This is a genomic window from Caulobacter sp. Root487D2Y (assembly GCF_001427165.1).
Classification (GTDB): domain Bacteria; phylum Pseudomonadota; class Alphaproteobacteria; order Caulobacterales; family Caulobacteraceae; genus Caulobacter.
In genome coordinates, this window is record NZ_LMFD01000001.1 from 925,420 (window position 1) to 951,202 (window position 25,783).

A 25,783-nucleotide genomic window follows, 5' to 3' on the forward strand; every position below is an offset into this window, starting at 1 on the left:
CCTTGTGCCCGGGACCCCTGGTTCAGCCCGCAAGTGAAGAGCAATGGCGCGCTGGCGCGCCACCCTCCCGCACCTGCGGCGGACAAAGGGGTTCCGGGCACAAGGCCCGGAATGACGGATGAATTGGGAGATGAGAGGGCCAGACTAGCCCGAGGCTCAATCCCGCAAGCCGCTGAACACATAGTCCCGCGCCTGGACCCGCTCGTGGCAGGCGTGGCAGGCGGCGGCCATTCCGGGGCGGGGCGCGCGCTCGCCGGCCGCGAACTCGGCATAGCCCCAGCCGCCCGTCCGCGCGAACCGCCGGCTGTCCTTGACCATCACGTCGACATGCCGCCGCGGGCCCTGGGCGGTGACGTCGCCGCCGCGGTCGACCGCCTCGAACAGGTCGTAGACCAGCACCGCGCCGTCGGGGAACCGCCCGGCCTTGTAGCCTCGCAGCGCCGCCGGATTGGCGTAGATGTGGTGAAAGCCGCCGTTGGCCGCGTAGGCCGGGGCGTGAGGGCCGATCAGACCGGTGGAGACGTGCCGCCAGTCGCGATAGCCGTCGGGAAAGTCCGGGCTGGGCGCCGGCGCGTCGGCGCCCATCAGGCCGAACGCCGCCAGGGCGATGATCAGGCGGCCCATCCGAACGCTTGGCGTCCTCATGCCGGGTTCCTCCGCGTCGACAGGAAGGTCGCACGGGCCGGCCCGGCCGGCGACCGGCCGTCTGCGAAGCGCGGTCGGGACGCGGCGAAACGCGGCGGCGCGGACCTCGCCTGTCAGGCGGCGGCGCCGAGGATCAGTCGTCTCGGGAGGCGGCGTTTTGCGCCGCGTTTTCGCCGCGATGCTTTTCCAGCACGCTGGCCAGACCCTGCAGGATGGGGGTCTGGAGCGCGGGATCGGCGGGCGCGCGATGCAGCAGCTTGATCGTGGCGATGTGCACCTTGATCCCGGCCAGGACCGAGGGGGTCAGGCTGTCGGCCTCGTCGAGCAGGTTGCACAGCGACCAGGCGGCGATCTGGACGGCCTCGTTGCGCTCGGCGCCGCTGAGGCTGACGATGTCGCCGGCCCGAGCGTACAGGTTCTCGAGCAGGCCCGCCCCGTCGAGACCGGAGGCCAGCAAGGTGTCGAAGGCGGCGATATAGTCGTCGATCCCGACCAGCGATGGTTCGCGCAGGGTCTCCATCGTCGCGTCGGCGCGCTTGAGGGCCTCGGCCACGTACATGCCGCCCTTCCGGGTCATCAACTGGCCCAGGCGGGGTTTCATGCGGCTTTTTTTGACGTGGCTCATGCGATCGACTTCATAGGCTTAATCAAGGCGTCCAACTCATCCTGGGACATATTCTGGCCGTCGGGCTGGCCCAGTTCAATCGACTGATCGTCGCGGCGCCGGCCGTCCGGGAACTCCACGGGCGGGCCCTGATTGCGCCAGCGCCGGTCGGGGCCGATGTAGCTGTCGCACTCGATGAACATCCGGTCGCCCCGCGCGACCCAGAGGATGCGCTCCAGCATGATGGTCGGCGAGATCGGCTTGGTGACGATGAAATTAGCGCCGCAGTCCCGGGCCTTCTCGACCTGGCTCTGACGGGTGTGGGAGGTGACGATGATCACCGGCGTCATGCGATTGGCCTCGTCGGCCTCGCGGCGCAGCCAGCGGGTCAGGTCATAGCCGTCCATCTCGGGCAGGGCGCCGTTGGCCAGGATCAGGTCGAAGGCGTGATGCTTCAGCTCTTCCTGGGCTTCCTTGCCGTCGGTCTTGCGCACGAGATTGCGCAGGCCAAAGCTGGTCAGCACGCCGACCAGGATGTCGAGCGACTGTTGATTGTCGTCGACGACCAACGCCTTGGCCTTGTCCAGATTGATGTACTGACTTGGCAGCAAGACCCCGACGCGCTCCGCCCCTGTCCCGCGACGTGCTGGGACCGTCAAGCTATGCCCGAGGACGGTTAAGAAACCGCTGTCGACCGGCCTGTTGAGGCGGAGTGTCGCGGCTAGGGCCGAGGCGTCGCGGACCAGACTCGCAGGTTCTTGGCGGCCGAGCCGAACGGGCCCAACTGATAGACCGCCCCGCCGGCCGGCGAGAACGCGAAGGGCTCGAACGGTTCGGCGATCATCGCGTCGAGATAGGCGGTCGGGGCGACGCCGGTGCTGACGTGCGGATTGAAATGCTCGCCGGCCTGCTTGGGCACGAAGGTCCCGACATAGTCGATCAGCAGCGCGTCGCTGGCGGCGTCGTCATGCGCGGCGGTGAACGCCGCGATTGTCCCCGTCTCGACGGTGAACGGCGCGACGGCCGCGATCAGGCTCCGCTGCAGCGCCTTTAGCTCCGGGCTCGGCTCCACGACGATGCCCGCCACGCCGACCTGGCCGCCCGGCGCGTAATAGCACCTGACGGCCCTTAACCGCATGGCCGACACGTCGGCGTCCGCGAAGACCTTGCCGGCGGCGGCGTAGACGCGGGGCAGGTCCTTCGTCCGCACGAAGCGCTGCACCAGCGTGATATGCGGTCGATGCGCCTCATCCAGCGCGAAGCTCTTCGGGAAGGTTTGCCGTAAACGCGCGTTGTCGGCTTCCGCCCGCCGGACCATCGTCGCGTCCGGCTCAAGCAGGATATCGATCGCCGTCACCGACGGGGGCGTCGACGCCATAGCGGGGCCGGCGAAGGCCGCCAGCGCCAAACCGACCAGGCCGGCGCCGAGCATGACCGAGGGCTTCATCGGATCCCATTCCTGTTGCGCGGGAAGACCTGGCCCGCGGACGCGGTCACGGCGCTCGCGCGAGCAGGACGGTAGGGGGTCGGGTCGTGCGTTCCTATCCGCAGAAACCCTGGCGGCGGAGCCCGTCAGACCGCGTCCAGGCCGATGTCCATGACCAGGGCCGAGTGGGTCAGGGCGCCGACGCTGATCACGTCGACCCCGGTCTCGGCGATGGCCCGCACGGTGGTCAGGTTGACCCCGCCCGAGGCCTCCAACACCGCGCGGCCCTTGGCCAGGGCGACGGCGGTCTTCAGGTCGTCGAGGCTGAAATTGTCGAGCATGACCACGTCGGGGTGGTGCCTGAGGGCGTCCTCCAGTTGATCGAGCCCATCGACTTCCACTTCGACCTTGACCAGGTGGCCGGCGAAGGCCCGGGCCCGGCGGACGGCTTCGCCCACCCCGCCGCAGGCGGCGACGTGGTTGTCCTTGATCAGGATGGCGTCGTCGAGGCCGAAGCGGTGGTTGATCCCGCCGCCGCAGCGCACGGCGTACTTCTCCAGGGCCCGCAGGCCCGGCGTGGTCTTGCGGGTGTCGACGATGGTCGCCCCCGTGCCCTCGACCAGGCGGACATAGGCGCGGGTCAGGGTGGCGATCCCCGACAGCTTGCCCAACAGATTCAGGCCGGTGCGCTCGGCGGCCAGCACGGCGCGGGCGTTGCCCTCGGCGCGGGCCAGGATCGCGCCGGCGGCGGCGTCGGCGCCGTCGCGGGTGACGACCTGGAACCTGGCCGTCGGGTCCAGGGCGGCCAGGGCCAGGCGGGCGCAGGACAGGCCGGCCACCCGGCCGTCCTGGCGCGCGGCCCAGACCACCGACAGGCGGGCGTCGGCGTCGATGCAGGCCTGGGCGGTGATGTCGCCGGCCCGGCCGAGATCCTCGGCCAGCGCCATCTCGATGATCGGGCGGACCAGCAGGTCGTCGAGGGGCGTGATCATTCGGCGGCGTAGCGGACCGCGCGGCCCGCTTCCTGGTCTTGCAGGGTGACGAAGGTTCTTTCCGGCAGGGCCGCGGCGGGGAAGTCGGCGCGGAAATGACCGCCTCGGCTTTCCGGCCGGGCCAGGGCGGCGCGGACGATCAGTTGGGCGGCGACCAGGGTCGGGGCGGGGCCGTGGACCGATTCCAGGGCGTCGAGCACGGCGATCAGCCGGGACAGGCCGTCGGCGTCGCGGATCACCCCGGCGTCGCGGCTCATGGCCTGGCGCAGGATCTGGAGCGCGGCGTCGGGCAGGTCGGGCGTGGGCGCAGCCGCCAGCGGCGGCTCACCGCCAAGCTCAAGACCCCGCGCCGCGCGGCCGGCGCGGGCCCCGAACACGGCGGCCTCCAGCAGGCTGTTCGACGCCAGGCGGTTGGCGCCGTGCACGCCGGTGTTGGCGCACTCGCCGGCGGCCAGCAGGCCGGGCAGGCTGGTGCGGCCGTCCAGGTCCGTGGCCACGCCGCCCATGTGATAGTGCACGGCCGGGGTCACCGGGATCGGCTGGACGCGGGGATCCACGCCGGCGCTCATGCAGGCGGCGAACACGGCCGGGAATTCGTGCGGGAAGTGCGCGCCCACCGCCGCCGTGGCGTCCAGGAACGCCCCACGGCCCGCCGCGCGCTCGGCGTGGATGGCGCGGGCCACCACGTCGCGCGGAGCCAGCTCGCGGGCCGGATGGTAGTCGGCCATGAAGGCGCGGCCGGTCTTGTCGCCCAAGGGGGCGTTACGAAGGATGGCCCCTTCGCCGCGCAGGGCCTCGGTGGCCAGGGGGGCGGGGTCGCGGCCGATGTCGATGGCCGTGGGGTGGAACTGCACGAACTCCGGATCGGCGATCTCGGCGCCGGCCAGGGCGGCCAGGCCCAGACCCTCGCCGCGCACCTGGGCCGGAGTGGTGGTGACGGCGTAGAGGCCGCCGACCCCGCCGGTCGCCAGGATCACGGCGGGCGCGAGGATCCGGGTCAGGACGCCGTCGATCTCGGCGATCAGCCCGACCACGCGGCCGGTCTCGTCCTGGAGCAGCCGTCGGGCGCGGGCGTTCTCGCGGATCTCGATGGTCGGCGCGGCGCGGACGGCGGCGATGACCGCGGCCATGATCGCCGCCCCGGCCCCGTCGCCGCCGACCCGGGCGACCCGGGCCTTGCCGTGGGCGGCCTCCAGGCTGAGCACGAAGCCGCCGTCGGCCTGGCGGTCGAAGGGCGCGCCCAGGGCGGCCAGGGCGCGGACGGCGGCGGGGCCTTCGGTGGTCAGCAGCGCGACGGCGGCCGGATCGCACAACCCGGCGCCGGCCGCGATGGTGTCGGCGGCGTGCAGGGCCGGGGCGTCCTCGTCCGACAGGGCCGCGGCCATGCCGCCCTGGGCCCAGGCGCTGGAGCAGCCGGTGGCCAGGGGCGTCGGCGACAGCACCAGCGCCTTGCGCGGGGCAGCGGCAAGGGCGGCGGTCAGGCCCGCCAGGCCCGCCCCGAGGATCACGGGGCCGTCGAAGGTGATGCGGTCGGTCATTGCACACTCCACTCCCTTCCGGATACGCGGGAAGGGCCGGGAACTTGGGGACGCGAACGAGGCGAAAACGGGTCTAGATCAGCTCCACGGCCACATGATGCCTGGCCTTGACCAGGTCGTAGCGGGCGGGGACGGTCGGCGGCGGCAGGTCGATCATCCGTTGCACGGCCAGCTTGGCGCGGATCTGGACGCTGGGATCGACCGTCACCTCGTACTGGTCGTACAGCAGAGCGTCGTGGATGTTCCGCAGGCTGATCCGCTTCATGTGCGGGCACAGGTTGCAGGGGCCGATGAACTGCGTGCCCGGGCTTTCGGCCTGGACGTTGGAGGCCATCGAGCACTCGGTGATCAGCACCACCTGCTTGGGCTTCCTCAGCGCCACGTAGTCGTTCATCGCCGCGGTCGAGCCGGCGAAGTCGGCGGCTTCCAGGATCTCGGTCGGGCACTCGGGGTGGGCCAGGATCTCGGCGCCCGGATAGGCCGCGCGCATGTCGGCGATGTCGCCGGCGGTGAAGCGCTCGTGCACCTCGCAGCGGCCGGCCCAGGCGATGATCTTCACCGAGGTCTGGCGCGCGACGTTGCGGGCCAGGAACTCGTCGGGGATCAGGATGACCTTGTCGACGCCCCACTCGCGGGCCGCCCACTCCACCACCTGCACGGCGTTGGCGCTGGTGCAGCAGATGTCGGTCTCGGCCTTCACGTCGGCGGTGGTGTTGACATAGGTGACCACCGGGATGCCCGGGTGGCGGGCCTTGATCAGCCGCACGTCGGCGCCGGTGATCGAGGAGGCGAGCGAGCAGCCGGCCCGCAGGTCGGGGATCAGCACGCGCTTTTCCGGGGCCAGCACCTTGCTGGTCTCGGCCATGAAGTGCACCCCGGCCTGAACGATCACGGCCGCGTCGCACTTGGCCGCCTCGCGGGCCAGGGCCAGGCTGTCGCCGACGAAGTCGCCGACGCCATGGAAGATCTCGGGCGTCATGTAGTTGTGGGCCAGGATGACGGCGTTCTTCTCGCGCTTGAGCCGGTTGATCTCGGCGATCAGCGGCGCGTGGAGCTGCCATTCCAGAGGCGTCACGTGATGCTTCACCTTGTCCCACAACGGCGCGGTCGCCGCTTCGACGTCGGGGGTGAAGAGCAGAGGCGCCGGGGGGGACGCGAAGCCGTCGGCCATGTGATCCTCTCTTATGCTCAAACTGAGCATTTCCAGGGCCTCAAAAAACGCCGGAAACGGAGGATAAATCGTTAAGTCCCGCTCCGACGTCGCCCCTTATGCTGAAATTGAGCAAAAGGGATGGATCACATATAGACCTTCCGGGACGAATTGCAAAGCGGCGGCGTGAAATTCCATGTTCGGCCTGGTGGAGCGGCCGGTCCGACGATGCGGCCTCGCTGTCCGCCATGCCCCCGGGCCATCGTCGCGGCCGGATGGGACTAAAGCCGCCGGTATCGTGCAAGTCCCATCGCCGCCGGGGGCGCAAAGTTGGCCCCTGATCGCCTGCATCAGCGGCGTCGGGCCTGCCGGATCCCGCCGGACGCCGACTCCCAGGCCCGGCGGACCCTCTCACGCCCAACCCCGGAGACACTCATGGCTTCGCCCCGCACCATCCGCGATCCGTTGACCGACCGACTGCTCACGCCGCACAACGCCGCCCTGGTGATCATCGACTTCCAGCCTGTCCAGGTCGCCTCCATTGTCTCCATGGAGCGGCGGCAGCTGGTCGCCAACGTCGTGGCCGTCGCCAAGGCCGCCAGCCTCTACGGCCTGCCGATCGTGCTCTCGACCGTCAACGTCGCCACGGGGCGAAATCAGCCGACCATCCGGCAACTGACCGAGATCCTGGGAGGCGTCGAGGCCATCGACCGCACCTCGATCAACGCCTGGGAGGACGTGGATTTCGTGGCCGCGGTGAAGGCAACGGGCCGGCGCAAGCTGATCATGGTCGCCCTCTGGACCGAAGTCTGCCTGGTCTTTCCCGCCCTCGACGCGCTTCGGGAAGGCTATGAGGTCTTCCACGTGGTGGACGCCGTGGCCGGCACGTCGGAGGAGGCTCATCGCGCCGGTCTGGAGCGAATTGCCCAAGCGGGCGGACAGCCGATCACATGGATTCAATTGGCGTGCGAGCTGCAGCGCGATTGGGCGCGGGAAGAGACGGTCGCCGGGTTCTCCGAGATCGTCTTCGCCTCCATCCATCCCTGAGTCTGGCGCGGCCGTCGAGGGGCGAATGGCGACCCGCCTAGACCTTCGCCTTGCCCTTCTTGACCGTCACCGGCGCGTGGCGGTCCCACGCGTCCGCCATCGCCTGGGCCAGGGCGTCCAGGGCGTAGGGCTTGCGCAGCAGGGGCCAGGGGGTCTCGTTGGCGCGCATCAGGTCCTGGCCCGTGTAGCCCGAGGTGAGCAGGATCGGCAGTTCCGGCCGCTCGCTGGCCAGGATGACGGCCAGGTCGACCCCGCTCTTGCCGCCCGGCATGATCACGTCGGTGATCACCAGGCCCAGGGTCGGATCGCCGCGGGCGATGGCCAGGGCCTCGTCGGCGGTGGCGGCGCGGCTGACCATGTGGCCCAGTTCGTCGATCATCGCCGCGATCAGGTCGCCGACCTCGACGTCGTCCTCGACCAGCAGCACGTGGGAGCTGGCGCGGGTGGCCGGCGGCCGGACGGCCAGCACCTCGACCGGCGAGAAGGCCTCGCGCACCGGCAGCAGCATGGCCACGCTCGTGCCCTTGCCCAGCTCGGACTCGATGGTCACCTCACCGCCGCTCTGGCGCACGAAGCCGTAGACCTGCGACAGGCCCAGGCCCGTGCCCTTGCCGATCGCCTTGGTGGTGTAGAACGGCTCGAAGGCCCGCTCGAGGGTCTCGGCGTCCATGCCCTCGCCGGTGTCGACGACGGCGACGCGCAGATAGCGGCCGGCCGGCAGTTCGCGCTGGGGCGCGGCCAGATCGACGCCCTGCGAGGCGACGGTGATCCTGCCGCCGCCCGGCGTGGCGTCGCGGGCGTTGACCACCAGGTTCAGCAGGGCGGCCTCGAACTGGCCGGAGTCGGTCAGGGTGGTGCGGCCCCCGGCCTTCAGGTCCAGGGTCAGGTCCACGCCTTCCCCGACCGCGCGGCGCAGCAGGCTCTCGCTGTCGGCGATCATCGCGTCGATCCGGCAGATCTCCGGGTTCAGCGGCTGGCGACGGGCGAAGGCCAGCAGGTGCTGGGTCAGCTTCTCGCCGCGCCGGGCCGCCGACTGGGCCGCGTTCAGCATGCGGTCGCGCCGCTTTTCGTCGTCCGGGTTGCGCTGCAGGACGTCCAGCGCGCCGATGATCACGGTCAGCAGGTTGTTGAAGTCGTGGGCGACCCCGCCGGTCAGCTGGCCGATCGCCTCCAGCTTCTGCGACTGGGTCAGCGCGGCCTGGGCGGCGTCGCGTTCGGACAGGGCCTCCTGCACGCGGTCGGCCAACAGTTCGTTGAGGCCGGTCAGCTTGACCTCGGCCTCCTTGGTGTCGGTGACGTCGAAGGCGATGCCGATGAAGCCGATGAACTCGCCCCCGGGTCCCAGGCGTGTCTGCGAGAACGACTTGAGCCAGCGCATCTGGCCGTCGGCCCGACGATAGCGGCCCTCCAGGCTGAACGGCCTCCGCGACGCCTCGCCGGCGATCTGGCCCTTGAGGATCTGGTTCAAGTCGTCGGCGTGCAGCCGCGAGCGCCAGTCCAGCACCAGGGCCTCGTCATAGCTCACCCCCGCGAAGGCGACATAGGCGTCGTTGACGAAGATCCGCACGCCGTCCTGGCCGCTGATCCACATCAGGGCGGGCGCGCTGTTGGCCAGGGCGCGGAACCGGGCCTCGCTCTCGCGCAGGCTCTCCTCGGCGCGGCGACGCTGGGTGACCTCGAAATTGACGCCGAGCATCCGCACGGCGCGGCCGTTCTCGTCGCGCACGACCTCGCCGCGGCCGTGGATCCAGCGTTCGCCGTCCGGATGGTCGATCAGCCGGAATTCGACCTCGTAGAGAGGGCCTTTCGTGACCGCCTCGCGGACCTTCTCGCGGACCATCTCGCGGTCGTCGGGATGGACGGTGGCCAGCAGGATGTCGGCGTCGACCGGCCCCTCGGGGAGCATGCGCAAGTTCTTGCGGGCCGTGGCCGACATCTTCATGCGGCCGTTCAGAAGGTCCCACTCCCACGGCCCGACGCCGGCGGCGGTCTGGGTGACGCGCAGGTGGGCCTCGGCGTGGGCGTAACGTTCGCGGGCCTGGGCCAGCTTGATCAGGCTGGCGCGCAGGGCCGAGGCCATGGCGGTGGTGATCAGCACGGACACCCCGTACAGCACCAAGCCGGCGGGCTCGATCTCGCCCAGCGGCCTGCCGCCGTGGGAGCCGCCCCACAGCATCCAGGCGAAGATCCCGCCCGCCACGATCGGCAGCAGGCTCCAGCGCCAGCCGGCATAGAGGGTGACCACGATGACGGCGGGGAAGAAGGTCAGGGTCGCGCCGACGCCGCTGGTCAGGCCCAGCATGGCGATCCTCAGGCCCATCGCCGCCAGGATCGCCGCCACGGTCACCAGGGCCGCCCGCCAGGCCGGCGGGGGGGAGCTTGGAACGAGCCATGCGCCGATCGCGTCCGGCGACGCACGCCGACGACCCGTCGCCGGTGGTTCTTCTGTCGTCATGGGCTCCAACGCGCACATACGTCTTGCCAAGAACATGGACACGCTTACCTAGGACACGCAACACGGGAGATTGATGATGGCTGCGAACCTGAACACCGGCTTCACGACGAAACAGCGCGCCGACATCGTCGCCGGCCTGAACAAGGTTCTGGCCGACAGCTACGCCCTGTATCTGAAGACCCACGGCTATCACTGGAACGTACGCGGTCCGAACTTCCAGGCGCTGCACGTGCTGCTGGAAGGTCAGTACACCGAGGCGTGGACGGCGCTTGACGCGATCGCCGAGCGAATTCGTGCGCTGGGCGAGTTGGCCCCCATGGGCTACGGCGCCTTCGGCAATCTCTCCAGCATCAAGGACGGCGACGCCGAGAAGGCGTGGGAAGACATGTTCCAGGAACTGCTGGCCGACAACCAGACCGTGATCGCCACCCTGCGCGACGCCTTCGCGGCGGCCGACGAGGCCGGCGACGAGGCCACCGCCGACCTCTACACCCAGCGCCTGGCGGCCCACGAGAAACACGCCTGGATGATCCGCTCCACGCTCGGCGGAAAGTGATCCGCTGGGTCCGCGCGTGCCCGGCCTAGATCGATATACGGTCATCGCGGCCGCCCAGGTGGTCTTGGCGTCGGGGGCGGTGGTCGCCCTCGGCGTGTTCTCCGCGTACGGGGCGGCCCAAGCCCCGGCCGACCCGGGGCGGACCGGCGCCCTGAGCACGGTCGTGGAGTCGCTGTCGGACGCGGGCCTGGCCCCCGCCCTGGCCAAGATGGACCCGGCGATGCTGGCCCTGGCCCGCCGCCACGATCCCCGGCCGCACAAGGACTATTGGGGACGGGCGCCAGGCTGGGAAAAGCTGGACCTGCACCTGATCCCCCGCCTGGGCGACCGCGAGCCGGACTTCGAGGAGGCCCGGGCGATCAACGGCTTCAAGGCCGCCTCGCCGCTGGCGCTGGAGCCGTCCCGGCCGTTCAAGCTGACGGGCGCCCAGTCGGAACGCGACAAGGCCCTGCACTGCATGACCCAGGCGGTCTATTTCGAGGCCGGCTTCGAACCGCTGGCGGGCCAGCAGGCCGTGGCCCAGACCGTGATCAACCGGGTGCGCCACCCGGGCTATCCCAAGTCGATCTGCGGCGTCATCTACGAGGGCGCCGCCCGGGGCACGGGCTGCCAGTTCAGCTTCACCTGCGACGGCTCGCTGGAGCGGGCGATCAGCCCGGTCATCTGGGCCAACGCCGAGATCGTCGCCAAGCGGGCCCTGGCCGGCTTCGTGATGAAGGACGTCGGGTCCGCCACCCACTACCACGCCGACTACGTCTATCCGTACTGGGCGCCGACCCTGGTCAAGCTGCGCACCCTGGGCGTCCACGTCTTCTATCGCTGGACCGGACCGTCGGGCGCCCAGAAGGCGTTCAAGGGGCGCTATTCGGGCGACGAGACCCTGTCGGCCGACATCCTGATGGGTGCCGATCCGCGCACGCTGGAAGCCGCGCCGCCGGGCTCGATGGCCGCCATGGCCGCGACGGGCGGAATCCTGCCGGTGGCGACCGGCGAGCCGGCCAAGATCGTCAGCCCCGAGGGCGTGGTCGAGATCCTGCCGCCGATGACCGGCGACCCCGGCGCGGCCATGCGCGGCGGCCGCCGCCTGCCGACGCCGGAAGAGATCGAGAAGATCAACAAGGCGCTGGGCGCGCTGGAGGCCCCGGTGGTCGACACCACGGTCAAGCCCGTCGAGGCCAATCAGCCGCCGCCTCCGCCGCCCCCGCCGCAGCGCAAGCCCAAGGAGCTGGTCGAGCCGCTGAACTGGGGCTTCTAGGGTCTGGAGCGGATCGGCCCTACCAGACGCCGATCTTCTCGGCCTCGTGGTGGCTGATCGGGTGGTGGGCCTTCTTGTGGTCTTCCTCGGCCAGGAAGCGCACGGCCTCCAGGGCGGCCATGCAGCCCATGCCGGCCGCGGTCACCGCCTGGCGGTAGATGTCGTCGGTGACGTCGCCGGCCGCGTAGACGCCGGCCACGGCGGTGGAGGTCGTGCCCGGCTTGACCGACAGATAGCCGCCGGCGTGGGTCTCCAGCTGGTCCTTGAACAGCTCCGACGACGGGGCGTGGCCGATGGCGATGAACACGCCGTCGCACGGAACGCTCGTGGTCTCGCCGGTCTTGACGTTCTTCAGCCGCACGCCGGTGACGCCCATCGGATCGGAGTCGCCCAGGACCTCGTCGATGGCGCTGTCCCAGATCACCTCGATCTTGGGGTGGGCCATCAGGCGCTCCTGCAGGATCATCTCGGCCCGCAGCTCGTCCTTGCGGTGCACCAGGGTGACCTTGCTGGCGAAGCTGGTCAGGAACAGGGCCTCCTCGACGGCGGTGTTGCCGCCGCCGACCACGACCACGTCCTTGTTGCGGTAGAAGAAGCCGTCGCAGGTGGCGCAGGCCGACACGCCGAAGCCCTGGAACTTGCTCTCGCTCTCCAGGCCCAGCCACTTGGCCTGGGCGCCGGTGGCGATGATCAGGGTCTCGGCGAACCAGTCCTGGCCGCTGTCGGTGGTGATGTGGAACGGGCGCTTGGACAGGTCGGCCGACAGCACGATGTCGCCGACGAACTCGGCGCCCACGTGCTCGGCCTGGGCCTTCATCTGGTCCATCAGCCAGGGGCCCTGGATGACGTCGGCGAAGCCGGGATAGTTCTCGACGTCGGTGGTGATGGTCAGCTGGCCGCCCGGCTGGATGCCGGCGATCAGCACGGGCTTCAGCAGCGCGCGGGCGGCGTAGATGGCGGCGGTGTAGCCGGCGGGACCCGATCCAATGATCAGGCAACGGGTGTGGCGGGGTTCGGGAGTCGACATAGGCGCAGATATAGGGCCGATTCCGCTCGGGCGCGATGGCGTCCGGACGGTTTTGCGGACGGTTCTGGAGGGGGAAAGCGGTTCACCCACTTGCCCCCACCTGGCGGCCTCGCCGCCTGTCCGCCCCCATAGGGGGCGGAGGACGCGCACCGCGTCGGCGGCGGGCTCCTCTTCCCCCTATGGGGGAAGACGGTCGCGTAGCGACCCGTAGGGGGCAAGGGCGTGAGCCACGAAGAAAGGCGATCAACGCCTCGTCCACGATTTCAGGGTTAATATGGGCAAAAGCCCCACGAGCCCCCGCCCATGACCGCCCCCTTCATCGAGATCGCCGGCCGCAAGATCGGCGCTGATTTCGAGCCCTACGTGATCTGCGAACTGTCGGGCAATCACAACGGCAGCCTGGACCGCGCGCTGGAGATGGTCGACGCCGCCGTCGACACCGGCTGCGACGCCATCAAGCTGCAGACCTACACCGCCGACACCATCACGCTGGACGTCGACCGCCCCGAGTTCAAGATCCACGGCGGCCTGTGGGACGGGCGCAGCCTGCACGAGCTCTACCAGGAGGCCCAGACCCCCTACGAGTGGCACGCGCCGATCTTCGAGCGGGCCGCCCAGCGGGGGGTGACGATCTTCTCCAGCCCGTTCGACGAGACCGCCGTCGACCTGTTGTCCGGCCTGGACGCCCCCGCCTACAAGATCGCCTCGTTCGAGGCCGTTGACCTGCCGCTGATCCGCTACGCCGCCCGCCAGGGCAAGCCGCTGATCATCTCGACCGGCATGGCCAACCTGGCGGAGATGCAGACCGCGCTGGACACCGCCCTGAGCGCCGGCGCGGCGGGCGTGCTGCTGCTGCACTGCGTGTCCAGCTATCCGGCCAGCTTCGAGGACGCCAATCTTCGCACCATCGTCGACATGGCCGCGCGCTTCGGCTGCCCGATCGGCCTGTCGGACCACACCCCGGGCACGGCGGCCTCGGTGGCGGCGGTGTCGCTGGGGGCCTGCGCGGTCGAGAAGCACTTCACCCTGGCCAGGGCCGTCGGCGGTCCCGACGCGGCCTTCAGCCTGGAGCCGGCCGAGTTCCGCGCCCTGGTCGACGACACCAAGAACGCCTGGAAGGCCCTGGGCGGCGTCAATTACGACCTGCTGGGCTCGGAACGCGGCAACCGCCAGTTCCGCCGCTCGCTGTACGTCACCGCCGACGTCGCGGCTGGCGAGACCCTGACCAAGGCCAATGTCCGCTCGGTCCGCCCCGGCAACGGCCTGCCGCCCGCCGACTACGAAGCCGTGCTGGGCAAGCCCGCCGCCCGCGCCCTGAAGCGCGGCGAGCCGCTGGCCTGGGACATGGTGGGGTCGTAGCGACCCCTCCCCCTGTGGGGGAGGCGGCCGAAGGCCGGTGGGGGGAGTCTTAGGGGCGTCGATCCGGGTTGTGGCCGCTTGCCGATCACTCCCCCCTCCGTCGGCTTCGCCGACACCTCCCCCAAAGGGGGAGGACCTAGGGCAGCAGCCCCAGCCGCTTGCCGACGATCCGGTCCAGGGACCGCTTGGGCAGGAGGTCGGCCATCAGCATCTGCATCGGCTGCGGGGTGATGGTGTAGCGGACCTTGGGCCTGGCGACGGTCAGGGCGGTGTGGACCGCCTCGCCGATCCGTTCGGGCGGCAGGCCCGACTTGCCGATCGACAGCATGTAGGCGCGCAGCCGGTCCAGGGCCGGGGCGTAGACCGTGTTGGCGTAGGCGGCGGTGTCGGTCTCGTCGGCCTTGTCCCAGATCGGCGTGGCCACCGCGCCCGGAGCGACCACGATCACGTCGACGCCGAACGGCAGCAGTTCGCGGCGCAGGGATTCCGACATCCCCTCCAGTCCGAACTTGCTGGTGCAGTAGGGGGCCATGAACGGGTTGGCGTTGCGGCCGCCGACCGAGCCGATGTTGACGATCCGGCCGGGCCGGCCAGCGGCCGGCTTCCGCGCGCCTACCAGCGGCGCGAAGGCCTGGGTGGCGATCACCACCCCGGTCAGGTTGACCTCCAGCTGCTTGCGCCACTCGTCGATCGGCAGATGCAGCAGCGGGCCGGCCACGGCGATGCCGGCGTTGTTGACCAGGCCGGCCAGGGGGCGTCCGTCCAGCGTCGCCTCGACGGTTCGCGCCGCGGCGCGCACGGCGACCTCGTCGGTGACGTCGAAGCGCAGAGGGGTGACCTTGTCGCCGAACGCGGCGACCAGCCGCTCGGCGTCGGCCGCCTTTCGCACGCTGCCGAACACGTGGAAGCCGCGCTGGGTCAGCACCTTGACCACGGCCCAGCCGATGCCGGTGGAGGCGCCGGTGACGACGACGGATTGGGTCTGGCTCATGCGTTCGCTCCCCTTGGTTACAGCCAAGATGGGATAGGTGAACGGCGTTATCCAGCCTTCTCCCGCGCGATCAGGTCCAGGAAATGCGCCGCCACCCGCGCCGCGCCGCGGCCGTCGCAGATCGCCGCCGAGGCGGCCGACAGGCGGTCGCGCAGCAGCGGGTCCGCCAGCAGCCGGGAAAAGGCGTCCGCGAAGGCCGCCTCGAAGTCCGGATCGGCGACGTCCAGGGCCAGGACGGCGTCGGCCCCGGCCAGGGCCCGGCTGGCCTCGCCCTGGTTGGCGGCCAGCACCAGCAACAGGGTCGGCAGGGCCAGCACGCAGCGCTCCCAGCTCGTCGAGCCGCCGGCCCCGACGGCCAGGTCGGCCTCCAGGGTCAGACGCGGCATGTCCTGGCTGTCGACGTGCAGGGCCAGGCGCGGCTCCCGGACGGCCAGGTCGCTCAGGCCCGGCAGGCTGGGCGCGCCGGCGCCCAGGACGACGTCCAGGACGGCCTCGCCCATCAGCGGCAGCATCAGTTCGACCACCCGGCCGGTGATCCCGCCCAGGTCGGTCAGGCCCAGCGAGACCAGGACGCGGCGCACGGGCGGGGCGTTGGCCCGGCGGGCCAGGGCCGCCTTGCGCAGGGCCGCGAAGGCCGGGCGGACGGGGGCGTGGCTGGGGCCCAGCAGCAGCTCGGCGTGGGGCGGGACCAGGCCGTCGTAGTCCGCCGCCTTGCGGGCCGGGCCGGAGTCCAGCACCAGGTCGGCGGCCAGGGGACGGTCGGCCAGGTCGTCGATGACCAGGGTGGGGCGGCCGCCGGCGATGGCGCGGTGGTCGGGGGCGGACAGGCCGTAGTGGTCGATGACCACGGCGTCGTGGGTCCGCGCGACCTGCGCGGCGCATTCGACCAGTTCGGCCTGAGTGACCTCGTCGGTGACGATATGAGAGATCCCGCCGCCGAAGGCGTCGAACACGGCCCTGGCCGCCGGGGTGACGAGAAAGGTGCAGGCCGCGCCGGCGTCCTCCAGCGCCCGGGCCAGGGTCAGGCAGCGCATGACGTGGCCGCCGCCCACGCTCGGGCCGGCGTCGGTGATGAAGAGGATGCGGGACGGAGGGCTCATCACGGCCGTCTCCCTGCCTTCAAAGCCGTCATTCCCGCCCTTGTGGCGGGAAACCCTCTGTCCGCCGCAAGGGCCGGGGTGTGGCGCGCCGGCGCGCCAAGGCGCTTCACCGTCAGCTGAACCAGGGGTTCCCGCCACAAGGGCGGGAATGACGGCTGAAAGGGTGGATGAAGATCGCTGACAAACACCCTCACAGCCGCGTCACCCCCCCGAACGTCGCCAGGTCCGGACGCCGCGCCAGCAGCGCCCGCACGTCGTCAGAGGTGAAGGCGCGGTTGACCGGATAGAGGGCGTCATAGACCGCCGCCACGAAGGCGTAGTCGGCCGGGCCCTCGACCGCCCAGCGCACCTCGCCCTGGTCGGGCTGGGCCAGCAGGGCCAGGGACGACCAGCGGACGGGCGGCGGCGGGGCCTCGGGCGCGTCGCCGGATCGCAACCGCAGGGCCGCGCTCTCGGCCGCCAGCCGGCGCAGGCCGTCGGCGGTGATCACCTCGACCCCCTGTCCGGCCGGATAGGCCGCGCCGGGCGAGCGGTTGGTGGTGTGGTCGGCCTGTTCGGACAGGTGCAGGTCGATCGTCGCGTCGATCAGCTCGGGATCGATCAGCGGGCTGTCGTCGCCCACCCGCACCACGTGGTCGGCGGGATAGGCGGCCAGGGCCCCGGCCAGCCTGGCCAGCTCGTCCTGGGGCGGGCCGCGATGGACGGCGATCGCCTCGCGGCGGACCACGGCCTCCAGCACGTCGTCGGCGGGGTCGGTGGTGGTGGAGACGACGATTTCGTCAATGCGCAGGGCCCGCGCCATCCGCTCGATCTGGCGCACGATCAGCGGCGCCCGGGCCAGCGGCATCGACGGCCGGCCCGGCAAGCGTTCGGAACCCATGCGGGCCTGGAGGGCGGCGAGGATCAAGGGAGCGGCGTCAGCGCCGAAAGAGCTTGCCGACGACCCAAGAGACCGCGACGGCTAGTCCAGCGCCCAGCAACGCGATCACGACCATGTAGATGACCGGATCCATGTTCAGTCCTCCACTCTGTTCAAAACATAGTGGGCGAGGGCTTGGAGCGCAATGAATCCGGCGAGGGCGCCCGGGCCCGCGAAGCCCGCGGCGCGCCCGGACAGCATCGGCTGCAGCCAGAGCGTGACCAGCAAGGTGATCGACAGCGCATTGGCCGTCGTCGCGATCGCCTTGCGCGCTTCGTTGCTCGCGGCTTTTCCAATGCGGGGCGTACGATCGATGGGCACGGTCATTCCGTGAACATAACAAGAACAACCATCGCGCGCAATGCGCGATTCAACTCGCCTTAAGCGCTTGTCGAACTCGTCTCGCCCCGCGCTTCCATCCGCGCCACGATCTCGGCCGCCGCCCGCCCGGTCTCGTCGACCGGCTCATAGGTCCAGCCGTGGAAGGCCCCGCCGTAGGGACGGGCCGCGCCCATGCTCTCCAGCTCCTGGTGGAACAGGCGGAACTTCAGGCTCTGGCCGTCCATCTTCAGGATGAACACCGGCTTGCCCGTCGAGGCGGCCTCGGTGGCCATGTTGGTGGAGTCCTCGGTGACCAGGATGTAGTCGGCCGCCGCCAGGAAGGCGAAATAGGGATTGGCCCCCGCGCCGTCCCAGATGATCCCGGGAAGATGTCGCAGGCGGGCGGTCAGCAGGGCCTTGGCTTGGTCGGGGGTGCGCCGCGAGAAGGTCATCAGCAGGCTGCCGCCCTCCTGCTCCAGCGGCAGCTGGATCTGGTGGGCCATCTCGGCCGCGCGCAGGGCCGACAGGTCGAAGGCCCTGGACCGGCCGCCCAGCAGCACCGCCACGCGGGGGCGGGGCAGGGCGTCGATCCGGTCCTTGAACTTCTCGTATTCCGTTTCGAGCCGCGCGGCCGTCACCCGATGCGGCGAGCCGGTGATCGGCAGGATGTTGTCGCCGGTCAGCCGGTCGTGCTTGGGCGGGATGACCAGGTCGAACATGTTGGCCGGGACGCGCGGGTCCTGGATCTGCACGACATAGGTCTTGCCGCCCGACCAGCGCTTGGCGCGGATCGACAGGGGCAGGGTGGCGCGGCCGGCGGCGATCCACAGGTCGGGCCACGGCGCCTGAATGCCGCTCTCGGGCGTCAGCCAGCGGCGCGGCAGCCAGTTGGCCCACCAGGGCAGGCGGCCGATCCGGCCGTTCCAGCCCACGCGCTTGACGACGATCTCGGCCCGGACCTGGCGGCCCACGGCCTCGGCCAGGCCCACGGCCTGGGCCTCGATCCCGGCGCGGCCGTCCGAGATCGCCCAGATGACGATCGGCGGCTTTTCGGGCGCTTCGGGGGCGGGCGTCGCGGGCTGGAGCGGGACGACGGGTTCGGGCGCCGGCGCGGCGGCGGCCTTGCGGCGCGGCGCGGGCCTGGTCTTCGTCTCGGCGGGCGCCGGGGGCGCGGCCTTGGGCGTCCTGACGGCTTTCGAGGCGGCGGGCTTTTGGGCGGCGGCTTTCGGGGCGACAGCCTTCGGCGCGGCGACCTTCGAGGCCGTCGCCCTGGCGGGAGCCTTGCGCGCCTTGGCGGCCTCGGGCTCCGTCGCTCGCGATGTTTTCTTTTCAACCACGTCGGTGATCCCGGCCACGACAAAGCGGCGCGCCGGTCAAGCTAAGCTGTCCGGCGCTTCGTACGCAAATGTCCCTGGAATGGGGCTTAAGCTAGACCCACTCGACCTTGAGGATCTCGTAGGCCTTCACGCCGCCAGGCGTGTTGACCTCGACCACCTCGCCGACTTCCTTGCCGATCATGGCGCGCGACAACGGCGAGCTCAGCGAGATGCGGCCCGACTTCACGTCGGCTTCGTGCTCGCCGACGATCTGGTAGCGGGCCTCTTCCTCGGTGTCTTCGTCGACGACGCTGACCGTCGCGCCGAACTTCACCTGCTTGCCCGACAGTTTCGAGACATCGATGATCTGGGCGCGCGCGATCTTGTCCTCGATCTCGGCGATCCGGCCTTCGATCCAGCCCTGGCGTTCCTTGGCGGCGTGATACTCGGCGTTCTCCGACAGGTCGCCATGCTGGCGCGCCTCGGAAATCGCGGCGATCACCGCCGGCCGTTCAATCGTCTTCAAACGCTTCAGTTCTTCGTCGAGGGTCTGGTAACCCCCGGCGGTCATCGGCACTTTTTCCATTGCGGATTTTAGCTCGGTTCGCCCAAAGGGAGGAAGACTCCCGGACGTTGGCGCGCACGACCGGGGGCTGAGAGGATAGGCGCCGCGTTAGCGATAAGCAAGTACCCGCCCGTGAGGCGAAGCTTGACCCGGTTAGCGGCGGGGATCAAGCGCGCTGGCGCGATCCTTGTTCCGAATGATCGTCAAGGGGCCGATCGAGCGGGCCGAGCCGGCCTTCGTTCCACCTCTCAACCGTCATCCTCGGACTTGTTCCGAGGACCCCTGCTTCAACCGCGAAGAAGGACGATCCGTGGAGCGGTGAGAGCCCGGGCCCCCTTTCGGTCGACAGCGCGGGCGGACAAAGGGGTCCTCGGAACACGTCCGAGATGACGGACGGGAAGGGGAGCGTTGGCGATCACGCGTAGTCGTACGGCCCGCCGCGTTCCAGCGCCCTGAGATAGGCCGGGCGAGCGTGGATGCGGTCCAGGAACGCCTTGATCCTGGGGCGCGATCCGGCCCCGGCGCGGGCGGCGCCCGTCTCCAGGGGGAAGCTCATCATGATGTCGGCGGCGGTGAAGTCCGGGCCGGCGAACCAGGCGGTCTTGGCCAGCGCGGCGTCCCAGTGGTCGATGTGCAGCTTCAGCTGCGGATCGACGAAGCCGCTCTGGGCCCGGCCGGCGATGGTCTTGACCAGGCCCTTCAGCAGGCCGGGCGCGCGGGCGGGCAGGGCCGTGAACACCAGCTTCAGCAGCAGCGGCGTCATGGCCGAACCCTCGGCGTAGTGCAGCCAGTAGGTGAAGGCCAGGCGCTCGGGCGTCCCGGCCGCCGGGATCAGCCGGCCCTGGCCGTAGGTCTCCAGCAGATAGTCGATGATCGCTCCGGTCTCGGCCAGGGTCTTGTCGCCGTCGGTGATCACCGGCGACTTGCCTAGCGGGTGGACGGCCAGCAGGTCCGGCGGGGCCAGCATGGTCTTGGCGTCGCGCTGGTAGCGCTTGACCTCGTAGGGAACGCCCAGCTCCTCCAGCAGCCACAGCACCCGCTGGCTGCGCGAGTTGTTCAGGTGGTGGACGACGATCATGGCGGGCTCCCTGCGAACCGTCCCAGTCGCCGAACGACGGCCGCGCTTGTCAATGCCCCGTCAACGTCCGCGCCACGCCATCGCCAGCAGCGCCGCGACCGTCGCGGCCTGCAGGAACACGATCAGCGTCAGCCAGGCGCTGAACGGCTGTTTGCGGGTCTTGTGGCGAAACACCGGGCGGGCCAGCAGGGCGCCGGGGCTGCCGCCCAGGGCGGCCAGGGCCAGCAGGGCGCGTTCGGGCACGCGCGAGCGCCGGTCGGCGGCCGCGGCCTTGTCGAACCCGAAGATCACGAAGGTCGCCAGGTTCAGGACGCCCAGATAGACGGCCGCGAAGGTGATCACGCCGGCAGGCTCACGGGCGCCTCCAACGGCTTCAGGTCCGGCTCCACCCAGCCCCGGCGGGCCGCGACGCTGAACAATCGCTCGCGCGACCAGAAGCCCAGCGGCCAGGCCTTGTCGCCCATCGGCGTGGCCAGCAGGCGCGCGGACGCCTCGCCGTCGCCGATCCCGGCCGGCAGGGCCGCGACGAAGGCGCGGATGGCGGCCAGGTAAGCCTGGGTGATGGTCTCGTGATAGCCGTTGTGGTCATCGTTCACCCCGCCGACCGCCTCGTTGTAGGTCTGGATAATGCGCGGCATGTCGCGCTCCAGGTCGTCGTCGCGGGTGCGGACCAGGCGCATCGTGGCGGTCAGGTGCGCGGCGTGGGTCCACTGGGCCTTGGGCAGGCTGTGGTCCAGCAGGCGGCGGGCCAGGTCGGCGACTTCGGCGTCGGAGTAGGGGGCGGTCATGGCTTGGGTTTAGCGTCTGGCGGGACGGGGCTCAATTGGCGGCAGAGCCGGCTCGCCATCAAGGTTTCAAGGCGCGGCCTCGCCGCTGCGGGCGGTCATTCAAGAACATCACCCACGTCCGTCATCCTCGGACTTGTTCCGAGGACCCCTGCCCCCGCCGCGAAGGCCGTGGGGTGGCGGGCTGGCCCGCCATGGAGCCGACAGCTCGGCTGAACGCGGGGTCCTCGGAACAAGTCCGAGGATGACGGGGATTATGGGCGCCGTCCGGTCCCCGTCACAACCGCCCGCGTCGGCCGCCCTTGAGCTTGTCCAGCGCGCGGCGGGCGTGCTCGGCTTGGGCTGCGACCGGCGCCGCCGTCGGCGGGGACATGGCGGCCATCATTTCCTGCACGGTCGCCACGGCTTGAGTGGTGGCCATTCCGGCGACCGCCTCGGCCATCTGCGGCTTGCCGCGCGGGGTCGGGACCATCTGCGCGACCTTGCGGGCCACGGCGGCCAGTTCGCCGCAGGCTTTCGCCTTGTCGCGGGCCCGGCGGATCTCGGCGGGGTCGTCGCTGGCCTCCAGGATCGCCCAGGCCGCGTCGAGGGCGGCCATCAGCTTGAGCTGGAAGGTCAGGGACCAGGTGGGGATGTCTTGGGCTTGGGTCATGCCTCTAGGATGCGGCCGTCCTGGAGGGTGGGGATCGGAAACGTGCGTTTCTGTGTAAGGGGTTGGATTCCCGAGGGTTTGTTTTGCGAGGTGCGGGGATAGACCTCCGCTCGTCCCCTCTCGACCGTCATCCCGGGCCTTGTGCCCGGGACCCCTCTGTCCGCCGCAAGGGCGGGGTGTGGCGCGCCGGCGCGCCATTTCGCTTCACCGTCAACTGAACCAGGGGTCCCGGGCACAAGGCCCGGGATGACGGTGCTAAGGGGAAGGCCTGTGGATAACTTTCTAGCGCCGCCCAACGAAAGCCGCCGCGACCGGCCTTTCGGCTGATCGCGGCGGATCTGGTCTTCGAGCCCTCATCCGACCCGCTGGGCGGGCCACCTTCTCCCGCACGCGGAGAAGGATTGGAGGTTACTGGTAGCTCTGCAGCGGCCGCACTTCCAGCATCTCGGCCGGGGCGCTGGAGATGGCCTGGGCCGCGGCCAGGGCGCCGGCCGAGGTGGTGTAGTAGGGCACCTTCATCATCAGGGCCGTGCGGCGGATCTCGAAGCTGTCCTCCAGGGCCTGCTTGCCCTCGGTGGTGTTGAACACCAGCTGCACGCCGCCGTTCTTCATCACGTCGACGATGTGCGGGCGGCCTTCCAGCACCTTCTTGACCAGCTCGACCTCGACGCCCTGCTCGGCCAGGTAGCCGCGCGTGCCGACCGTCGACAGCACCTTGAAGCCCGCCGCCTGCAACAGCTTGACCGGTTCGACGATCCACGGGCGGTCGCTTTCCTTGACCGAGACGAACGCGGTCCCGGCGGTCGGCAGGTTGACGCCGCCGCCCAGCTGGCTCTTGGCGAAGGCGCGAGCGAAGGCCGGACCCAGGCCCTGTTCGCCCTCGCGGATCCAGTCCAGGCCCATAACCTCGCCGGTCGAGCGCATTTCCGGGCCCAGCACCGTGTCGACGCCGGCGAAGCGGGCGAACGGGAACACCGCTTCCTTGACCGCGATGTGGTCGTAGGGAACGTCCCTGAGGCCGAAGCTGGCCAGGGTCTCGCCGGCCATGATCTTGGCGGCGATCGCCGCGACGGGCTGCCCGATCGTCTTGGCCACGAACGGCACGGTGCGCGAGGCGCGGGGGTTCACTTCCAGCACATAGATGCGCGGCTCGGCGCTGTGCGGCTCCTCGATGGCGAACTGCACGTTCATCAGGCCGCGGACGTTCAGGGCCAGGGCCATCTTCACGGTCTGGCGCTTCAGCTCCTCCACCGTGGCGGCGCTGAGCGAGAAGGGCGGCATCGAGCAGGCGCTGTCGCCCGAGTGGACGCCGGCTTCCTCGATGTGCTCCAGCACGCCGGCCACGAACACGTCCTTGCCGTCGCACAGGGCGTCGACGTCCACCTCGGTGGCGCGGCTCAGATAGTGGTCCAGCAGGATCGGGTGCTCGAACGAGATCTCGCCGGTGTTGGCGATGTAGCGTTCCAGGTGCTCGTGGTCGCGGATGATCTCCATGCCCCGGCCGCCCAGCACGTAGGACGGGCGCATCACGAACGGGAAGCCGATCTTGTCGCCTTCGGCCCGGGCCTCGTCCCAGGTGCGGGCGATGGCGTTCTCGGGCTGGGCGATGGAAAGGCCGTTCAGCAGTTGCTGGAAGCGCTCGCGGTCCTCGGCCAGGTCGATGGCGTCGGGGCTGGTGCCCAGGATCGGGATCCCGGCCTCTTCCAGCGCGTGGGCCAGCTTCAGCGGCGTCTGGCCGCCGAACTGGACGATCACGCCGGCCAGCGTGCCGTTGCTCTTTTCGACCTCCAGCAGCTCCAGCACGTCCTCGGCCGTCAGCGGCTCGAAGTACAGGCGGTCGGAGGTGTCGTAGTCGGTCGAGACGGTCTCGGGGTTGCAGTTGACCATGATCGACTCGATGCCGATGGCGTCCAGCGCGAAGGCCGCGTGGCAGCAGCAGTAGTCGAACTCGATGCCCTGGCCGATCCGGTTGGGACCGCCGCCCAGGATCACCGCCTTCTTGCGGTTGGACGGCGCGCTCTCGCACTCGGGAACCTGGCCGAGGGCCCCGGTCTCGTAGGTCGAATACATGTAGGGCGTGGTGGCCGCGAACTCACCGGCGCAGCTGTCGATGCGCTTGAACACCGGGCGGACCTTGAGGTCCTGTCGGGCTTTGCGGACGGCCTTCTCGGTCGAGCCGGTCAGCTTGGCCAGGCGGGCGTCGGAGAAGCCCTGGGCCTTCAGGGCGCGGAACCCTTGCGCATCCGTCGGCAGGCCGCCGGCCCGGACCCAGCCCTCCTGGCGGACCAGCTCGGCGATCTGGCGCAGGAACCACGGCTCGTAGCTGCAGGCGGCGTTGACCTCCTCGACCGACAGGCCGTGGCGGAAGGCCTGGGCGATCACGCGCAGGCGGTCGGGGGTCGGGGTGTTCAGGGCGCGGATCACCGCCGCGCGGCCGGTGTCGGGATCGTCGGCGCCGGCGATCTCGATCTCGTCGAAGCCGTTCAGGCCGGTCTCCAGGCCGCGCAGGGCCTTCTGGACGCTTTCCTTGAAGGTGCGGCCGATGGCCATGACTTCACCGACCGACTTCATGGCGGTGGTCAGCAGCGGCTCGCTGCCCGGATACTTCTCGAAGGCGAAGCGCGGGATCTTGGTGACCACGTAGTCGATGCTGGGCTCGAACGAGGCCGGGGTCGCGCCGCCGGTGATGTCGTTCTTCAGCTCGTCCAGGGTGTAGCCGACCGCCAGGCGGGCGGCGACCTTGGCGATCGGGAAGCCGGTGGCCTTGGACGCCAGGGCCGACGAGCGCGACACCCGCGGGTTCATCTCGATCACGACCATGCGGCCGTCGGCCGGATTGACCGCGAACTGGACGTTCGACCCGCCGGTCTCGACGCCGATCTCGCGCAGCACGGCGATCGAGGCCGCGCGCATCCACTGGTATTCCTTGTCGGTCAGGGTCAGGGCCGGGGCGACGGTGATCGAGTCGCCGGTGTGGACGCCCATCGGGTCGATGTTCTCGATCGAGCAGACGATGATGCAGTTGTCCGCCGTGTCGCGGACCACTTCCATCTCGTATTCCTTCCAGCCGAGGACGCTTTCCTCGATCAGGACCTCGGTGGTCGGCGACAGGTCCAGGCCGCGCGCGACGATCTCCTCGAATTCCTCGACATTGTAGGCGATGCCGCCGCCGGTGCCGGCCAGGGTGAAGGACGGGCGGATGATGGCTGGCAGGCCGACGAACGCCAGGCCGTCGCGGGCCTCGTCCATGTTGTGGGCGGCCTTGGACTTGGGGCTCTCCAGGCCCAGCTTGTCCATGGCGTCGCGGAACTTCTGGCGGTCCTCGGCCTTGTCGATCACCTCGGCCTTGGCGCCGATCATCTCGACGCCGTACTTGGCCAGGGCGCCGCTGGCTTCCAGGGCCAGGGCGGTGTTCAGCGCGGTCTGGCCGCCCATGGTGGGCAGCAGGGCGTCCGGCCGTTCCTTGGCGATGATCTTCTCGACCATGTCCGGGGTGATCGGCTCGATATAGGTCGCGTCGGCCACGTCCGGATCGGTCATGATCGTGGCGGGGTTGGAATTGACCAGGATGATCCGGTAGCCCTCGGCGCGCAGCGCCTTGCACGCCTGGACGCCCGAATAGTCGAACTCGCACGCCTGGCCGATGACGATCGGCCCGGCGCCGATGATCAGGATCGAGGAGATGTCTGTTCTTTTGGGCATGGAGAAACTCGCGCGCAGAGACACGGTCGCGCACATCCGCGCGCCCGCTGCCGACCATCTTGCAGGTTAAGCCGCCCGTTTAGAGAGGGAGTCGGTTTGGCGCAACCCTAGACTCTGAACGCGGCTTGGACGGTGATCGGCTGCAGTCCTTCAAGGTTCGTTGCGCCAACACCGTTATCTTTTCGCGGCCTCCTTTCAGCCCGTCATCCCGGGCCTTGTGCCCGGGACCCCTCTGTCCGCCGCAAGTGCGGGGGTGTGGCGCTGGCGCGCCAAGGCGCTTCACCGTCAGCTGAACCAGGG

At 70.2% G+C, this 25,783-nt stretch carries 24 protein-coding genes; 4 read left to right on the forward strand and 20 right to left on the reverse strand.

Going from position 1 to position 25,783, the window contains the following annotated elements; translation table 11 throughout:
• Positions 1 to 156: 156 nt before the first annotated feature.
• The 7 genes from ASD38_RS04240 to nadA all read right to left on the reverse strand — a co-directional run bounded on the left by ASD38_RS04240 (position 157) and on the right by nadA (position 6,376).
• Positions 157 to 645 carry a cytochrome P460 family protein gene (locus ASD38_RS04240; protein WP_082560655.1) on the reverse strand — a complete coding sequence of 163 codons (489 nt, stop codon included), beginning with the start codon at positions 643 to 645 and terminating at the stop codon, positions 157 to 159.
• 133 nt (positions 646 to 778) lie between these two features.
• Positions 779 to 1,246 (reverse strand): hypothetical protein, encoded by a 468-nt coding sequence (locus ASD38_RS04245; protein ID WP_235523751.1) that lies wholly within the window; start codon positions 1,244 to 1,246, stop codon positions 779 to 781.
• Between the two features lie 20 nt (positions 1,247 to 1,266).
• On the reverse strand, positions 1,267 to 1,860 hold the full coding sequence (locus ASD38_RS04250) for a response regulator (protein ID WP_056435448.1): 594 nt from the start codon (positions 1,858 to 1,860) through the stop codon (positions 1,267 to 1,269).
• A gap of 110 nt (positions 1,861 to 1,970) precedes the next feature.
• Entirely contained in the window at positions 1,971 to 2,681 is a 711-nt protein-coding gene (locus ASD38_RS04255; protein ID WP_162250197.1) for a 2'-5' RNA ligase family protein, read from the reverse strand.
• 140 nt (positions 2,682 to 2,821) lie between these two features.
• Positions 2,822 to 3,667 carry a carboxylating nicotinate-nucleotide diphosphorylase gene (gene nadC, locus ASD38_RS04260; protein ID WP_056457841.1) on the reverse strand — a complete coding sequence of 282 codons (846 nt, stop codon included), beginning with the start codon at positions 3,665 to 3,667 and terminating at the stop codon, positions 2,822 to 2,824.
• Positions 3,664 to 5,205, reverse strand: coding sequence for an L-aspartate oxidase (locus ASD38_RS04265; RefSeq protein ID WP_056457844.1), 1,542 nt, complete (start codon positions 5,203 to 5,205; stop codon positions 3,664 to 3,666). The genes nadC and ASD38_RS04265 overlap by 4 nt, the downstream gene beginning before the upstream one ends.
• A gap of 73 nt (positions 5,206 to 5,278) precedes the next feature.
• On the reverse strand, positions 5,279 to 6,376 hold the full coding sequence (nadA, locus tag ASD38_RS04270; protein WP_056457847.1) for a quinolinate synthase NadA: 1,098 nt from the start codon (positions 6,374 to 6,376) through the stop codon (positions 5,279 to 5,281).
• 414 nt (positions 6,377 to 6,790) lie between these two features.
• Between nadA and ASD38_RS04275 the strand changes: the two genes are divergently transcribed.
• Complete coding sequence (locus tag ASD38_RS04275) at positions 6,791 to 7,402, forward strand: isochorismatase family protein (protein WP_056435435.1); 612 nt, start codon at positions 6,791 to 6,793, stop codon at positions 7,400 to 7,402.
• Positions 7,403 to 7,439: 37 nt separating this feature from the next.
• Here ASD38_RS04275 and ASD38_RS04280 read toward each other — a convergent pair whose 3' ends face one another.
• Positions 7,440 to 9,749: a hybrid sensor histidine kinase/response regulator gene (locus tag ASD38_RS04280; RefSeq protein ID WP_327020091.1), complete on the reverse strand. Its 2,310-nt coding sequence runs from the start codon at positions 9,747 to 9,749 to the stop codon at positions 7,440 to 7,442.
• 184 nt (positions 9,750 to 9,933) lie between these two features.
• Here ASD38_RS04280 and ASD38_RS04285 point away from each other — a divergent pair, with 184 nt between their 5' ends.
• Both ASD38_RS04285 and ASD38_RS04290 read left to right on the forward strand, forming a co-directional pair.
• Complete coding sequence (locus ASD38_RS04285; RefSeq protein ID WP_056436271.1) at positions 9,934 to 10,413, forward strand: Dps family protein; 480 nt, start codon at positions 9,934 to 9,936, stop codon at positions 10,411 to 10,413.
• A 16-nt stretch (positions 10,414 to 10,429) separates the two neighbouring features.
• Positions 10,430 to 11,668 (forward strand): cell wall hydrolase, encoded by a 1,239-nt coding sequence (locus tag ASD38_RS04290; RefSeq protein ID WP_056457851.1) that lies wholly within the window; start codon positions 10,430 to 10,432, stop codon positions 11,666 to 11,668.
• A 19-nt stretch (positions 11,669 to 11,687) separates the two neighbouring features.
• Here ASD38_RS04290 and trxB read toward each other — a convergent pair whose 3' ends face one another.
• Complete coding sequence (trxB, locus tag ASD38_RS04295) at positions 11,688 to 12,695, reverse strand: thioredoxin-disulfide reductase (RefSeq protein WP_056457853.1); 1,008 nt, start codon at positions 12,693 to 12,695, stop codon at positions 11,688 to 11,690.
• A 303-nt stretch (positions 12,696 to 12,998) separates the two neighbouring features.
• On the opposite strand from trxB, the gene pseI reads away from it, so the two are divergent.
• Entirely contained in the window at positions 12,999 to 14,054 is a 1,056-nt protein-coding gene (pseI, locus tag ASD38_RS04300) for a pseudaminic acid synthase (RefSeq protein ID WP_056457856.1), read from the forward strand.
• Positions 14,055 to 14,190: 136 nt separating this feature from the next.
• On the opposite strand, the gene ASD38_RS04305 is transcribed toward pseI, so the two are convergent.
• From ASD38_RS04305 to carB, 11 genes are all read right to left on the reverse strand, one after another.
• Positions 14,191 to 15,045, reverse strand: coding sequence for an SDR family NAD(P)-dependent oxidoreductase (locus ASD38_RS04305; RefSeq protein WP_056457859.1), 855 nt, complete (start codon positions 15,043 to 15,045; stop codon positions 14,191 to 14,193).
• 47 nt (positions 15,046 to 15,092) lie between these two features.
• On the reverse strand, positions 15,093 to 16,145 hold the full coding sequence (gene pseG, locus ASD38_RS04310) for a UDP-2,4-diacetamido-2,4,6-trideoxy-beta-L-altropyranose hydrolase (RefSeq protein ID WP_056457861.1): 1,053 nt from the start codon (positions 16,143 to 16,145) through the stop codon (positions 15,093 to 15,095).
• A 190-nt stretch (positions 16,146 to 16,335) separates the two neighbouring features.
• The gene (locus tag ASD38_RS04315) at positions 16,336 to 17,025 is read right to left on the reverse strand and encodes a cytidylyltransferase domain-containing protein (RefSeq protein WP_156390585.1); all 690 of its coding nucleotides are present in this window, start codon (positions 17,023 to 17,025) and stop codon (positions 16,336 to 16,338) included.
• A 135-nt stretch (positions 17,026 to 17,160) separates the two neighbouring features.
• Positions 17,161 to 17,391 (reverse strand): hypothetical protein, encoded by a 231-nt coding sequence (locus ASD38_RS04320; protein WP_056457867.1) that lies wholly within the window; start codon positions 17,389 to 17,391, stop codon positions 17,161 to 17,163.
• Between the two features lie 53 nt (positions 17,392 to 17,444).
• Complete coding sequence (locus tag ASD38_RS04325; RefSeq protein WP_056436268.1) at positions 17,445 to 18,425, reverse strand: mitochondrial fission ELM1 family protein; 981 nt, start codon at positions 18,423 to 18,425, stop codon at positions 17,445 to 17,447.
• A 388-nt stretch (positions 18,426 to 18,813) separates the two neighbouring features.
• On the reverse strand, positions 18,814 to 19,287 hold the full coding sequence (greA, locus tag ASD38_RS04330; RefSeq protein ID WP_035035233.1) for a transcription elongation factor GreA: 474 nt from the start codon (positions 19,285 to 19,287) through the stop codon (positions 18,814 to 18,816).
• 394 nt (positions 19,288 to 19,681) lie between these two features.
• Positions 19,682 to 20,344, reverse strand: a complete 663-nt coding sequence (locus ASD38_RS04335; RefSeq protein WP_056457871.1) for a glutathione S-transferase family protein — start codon at positions 20,342 to 20,344, stop codon at positions 19,682 to 19,684.
• A 60-nt stretch (positions 20,345 to 20,404) separates the two neighbouring features.
• Positions 20,405 to 20,686, reverse strand: coding sequence for a DUF1294 domain-containing protein (locus ASD38_RS04340; protein ID WP_235523752.1), 282 nt, complete (start codon positions 20,684 to 20,686; stop codon positions 20,405 to 20,407).
• The gene (locus tag ASD38_RS04345) at positions 20,683 to 21,132 is read right to left on the reverse strand and encodes a hypothetical protein (RefSeq protein ID WP_056457875.1); all 450 of its coding nucleotides are present in this window, start codon (positions 21,130 to 21,132) and stop codon (positions 20,683 to 20,685) included. Before ASD38_RS04345 ends, ASD38_RS04340 begins: the two co-directional genes overlap by 4 nt.
• 274 nt (positions 21,133 to 21,406) lie before the next feature.
• On the reverse strand, positions 21,407 to 21,781 hold the full coding sequence (locus tag ASD38_RS04350) for a hypothetical protein (RefSeq protein ID WP_056457878.1): 375 nt from the start codon (positions 21,779 to 21,781) through the stop codon (positions 21,407 to 21,409).
• 408 nt (positions 21,782 to 22,189) lie between these two features.
• Entirely contained in the window at positions 22,190 to 25,483 is a 3,294-nt protein-coding gene (carB, locus tag ASD38_RS04355) for a carbamoyl-phosphate synthase large subunit (protein WP_056436263.1), read from the reverse strand.
• Positions 25,484 to 25,783 lie beyond the last annotated feature (300 nt).

Excerpts from the sequence above, each read along its gene's own strand:
- greA (WP_035035233.1), bottom strand. The coding sequence starts at position 19,287 with ATGGAAAAAGTGCCGATGACCGCCGGGGGTTACCAGACCCTCGACGAA.
- ASD38_RS04320 (WP_056457867.1), bottom strand. The coding sequence starts at position 17,391 with ATGACCGTGCCCATCGATCGTACGCCCCGCATTGGAAAAGCCGCGAGC.
- ASD38_RS04350 (WP_056457878.1), bottom strand. The coding sequence starts at position 21,781 with ATGACCCAAGCCCAAGACATCCCCACCTGGTCCCTGACCTTCCAGCTC.
- ASD38_RS04345 (WP_056457875.1), bottom strand. The coding sequence starts at position 21,132 with ATGACCGCCCCCTACTCCGACGCCGAAGTCGCCGACCTGGCCCGCCGC.
- ASD38_RS04285 (WP_056436271.1), top strand. The coding sequence starts at position 9,934 with ATGGCTGCGAACCTGAACACCGGCTTCACGACGAAACAGCGCGCCGAC.
- ASD38_RS04315 (WP_156390585.1), bottom strand. The coding sequence starts at position 17,025 with ATGGGTTCCGAACGCTTGCCGGGCCGGCCGTCGATGCCGCTGGCCCGG.
- pseG (WP_056457861.1), bottom strand. The coding sequence starts at position 16,145 with ATGAGCCCTCCGTCCCGCATCCTCTTCATCACCGACGCCGGCCCGAGC.
- nadA (WP_056457847.1), bottom strand. The coding sequence starts at position 6,376 with ATGGCCGACGGCTTCGCGTCCCCCCCGGCGCCTCTGCTCTTCACCCCC.
- ASD38_RS04305 (WP_056457859.1), bottom strand. The coding sequence starts at position 15,045 with ATGAGCCAGACCCAATCCGTCGTCGTCACCGGCGCCTCCACCGGCATC.
- ASD38_RS04265 (WP_056457844.1), bottom strand. The coding sequence starts at position 5,205 with ATGACCGACCGCATCACCTTCGACGGCCCCGTGATCCTCGGGGCGGGC.
- trxB (WP_056457853.1), bottom strand. The coding sequence starts at position 12,695 with ATGTCGACTCCCGAACCCCGCCACACCCGTTGCCTGATCATTGGATCG.
- ASD38_RS04335 (WP_056457871.1), bottom strand. The coding sequence starts at position 20,344 with ATGATCGTCGTCCACCACCTGAACAACTCGCGCAGCCAGCGGGTGCTG.
- ASD38_RS04240 (WP_082560655.1), bottom strand. The coding sequence starts at position 645 with ATGAGGACGCCAAGCGTTCGGATGGGCCGCCTGATCATCGCCCTGGCG.
- ASD38_RS04245 (WP_235523751.1), bottom strand. The coding sequence starts at position 1,246 with ATGAAACCCCGCCTGGGCCAGTTGATGACCCGGAAGGGCGGCATGTAC.
- nadC (WP_056457841.1), bottom strand. The coding sequence starts at position 3,667 with ATGATCACGCCCCTCGACGACCTGCTGGTCCGCCCGATCATCGAGATG.
- ASD38_RS04275 (WP_056435435.1), top strand. The coding sequence starts at position 6,791 with ATGGCTTCGCCCCGCACCATCCGCGATCCGTTGACCGACCGACTGCTC.
- carB (WP_056436263.1), bottom strand. The coding sequence starts at position 25,483 with ATGCCCAAAAGAACAGACATCTCCTCGATCCTGATCATCGGCGCCGGG.
- ASD38_RS04255 (WP_162250197.1), bottom strand. The coding sequence starts at position 2,681 with ATGCTCGGCGCCGGCCTGGTCGGTTTGGCGCTGGCGGCCTTCGCCGGC.
- pseI (WP_056457856.1), top strand. The coding sequence starts at position 12,999 with ATGACCGCCCCCTTCATCGAGATCGCCGGCCGCAAGATCGGCGCTGAT.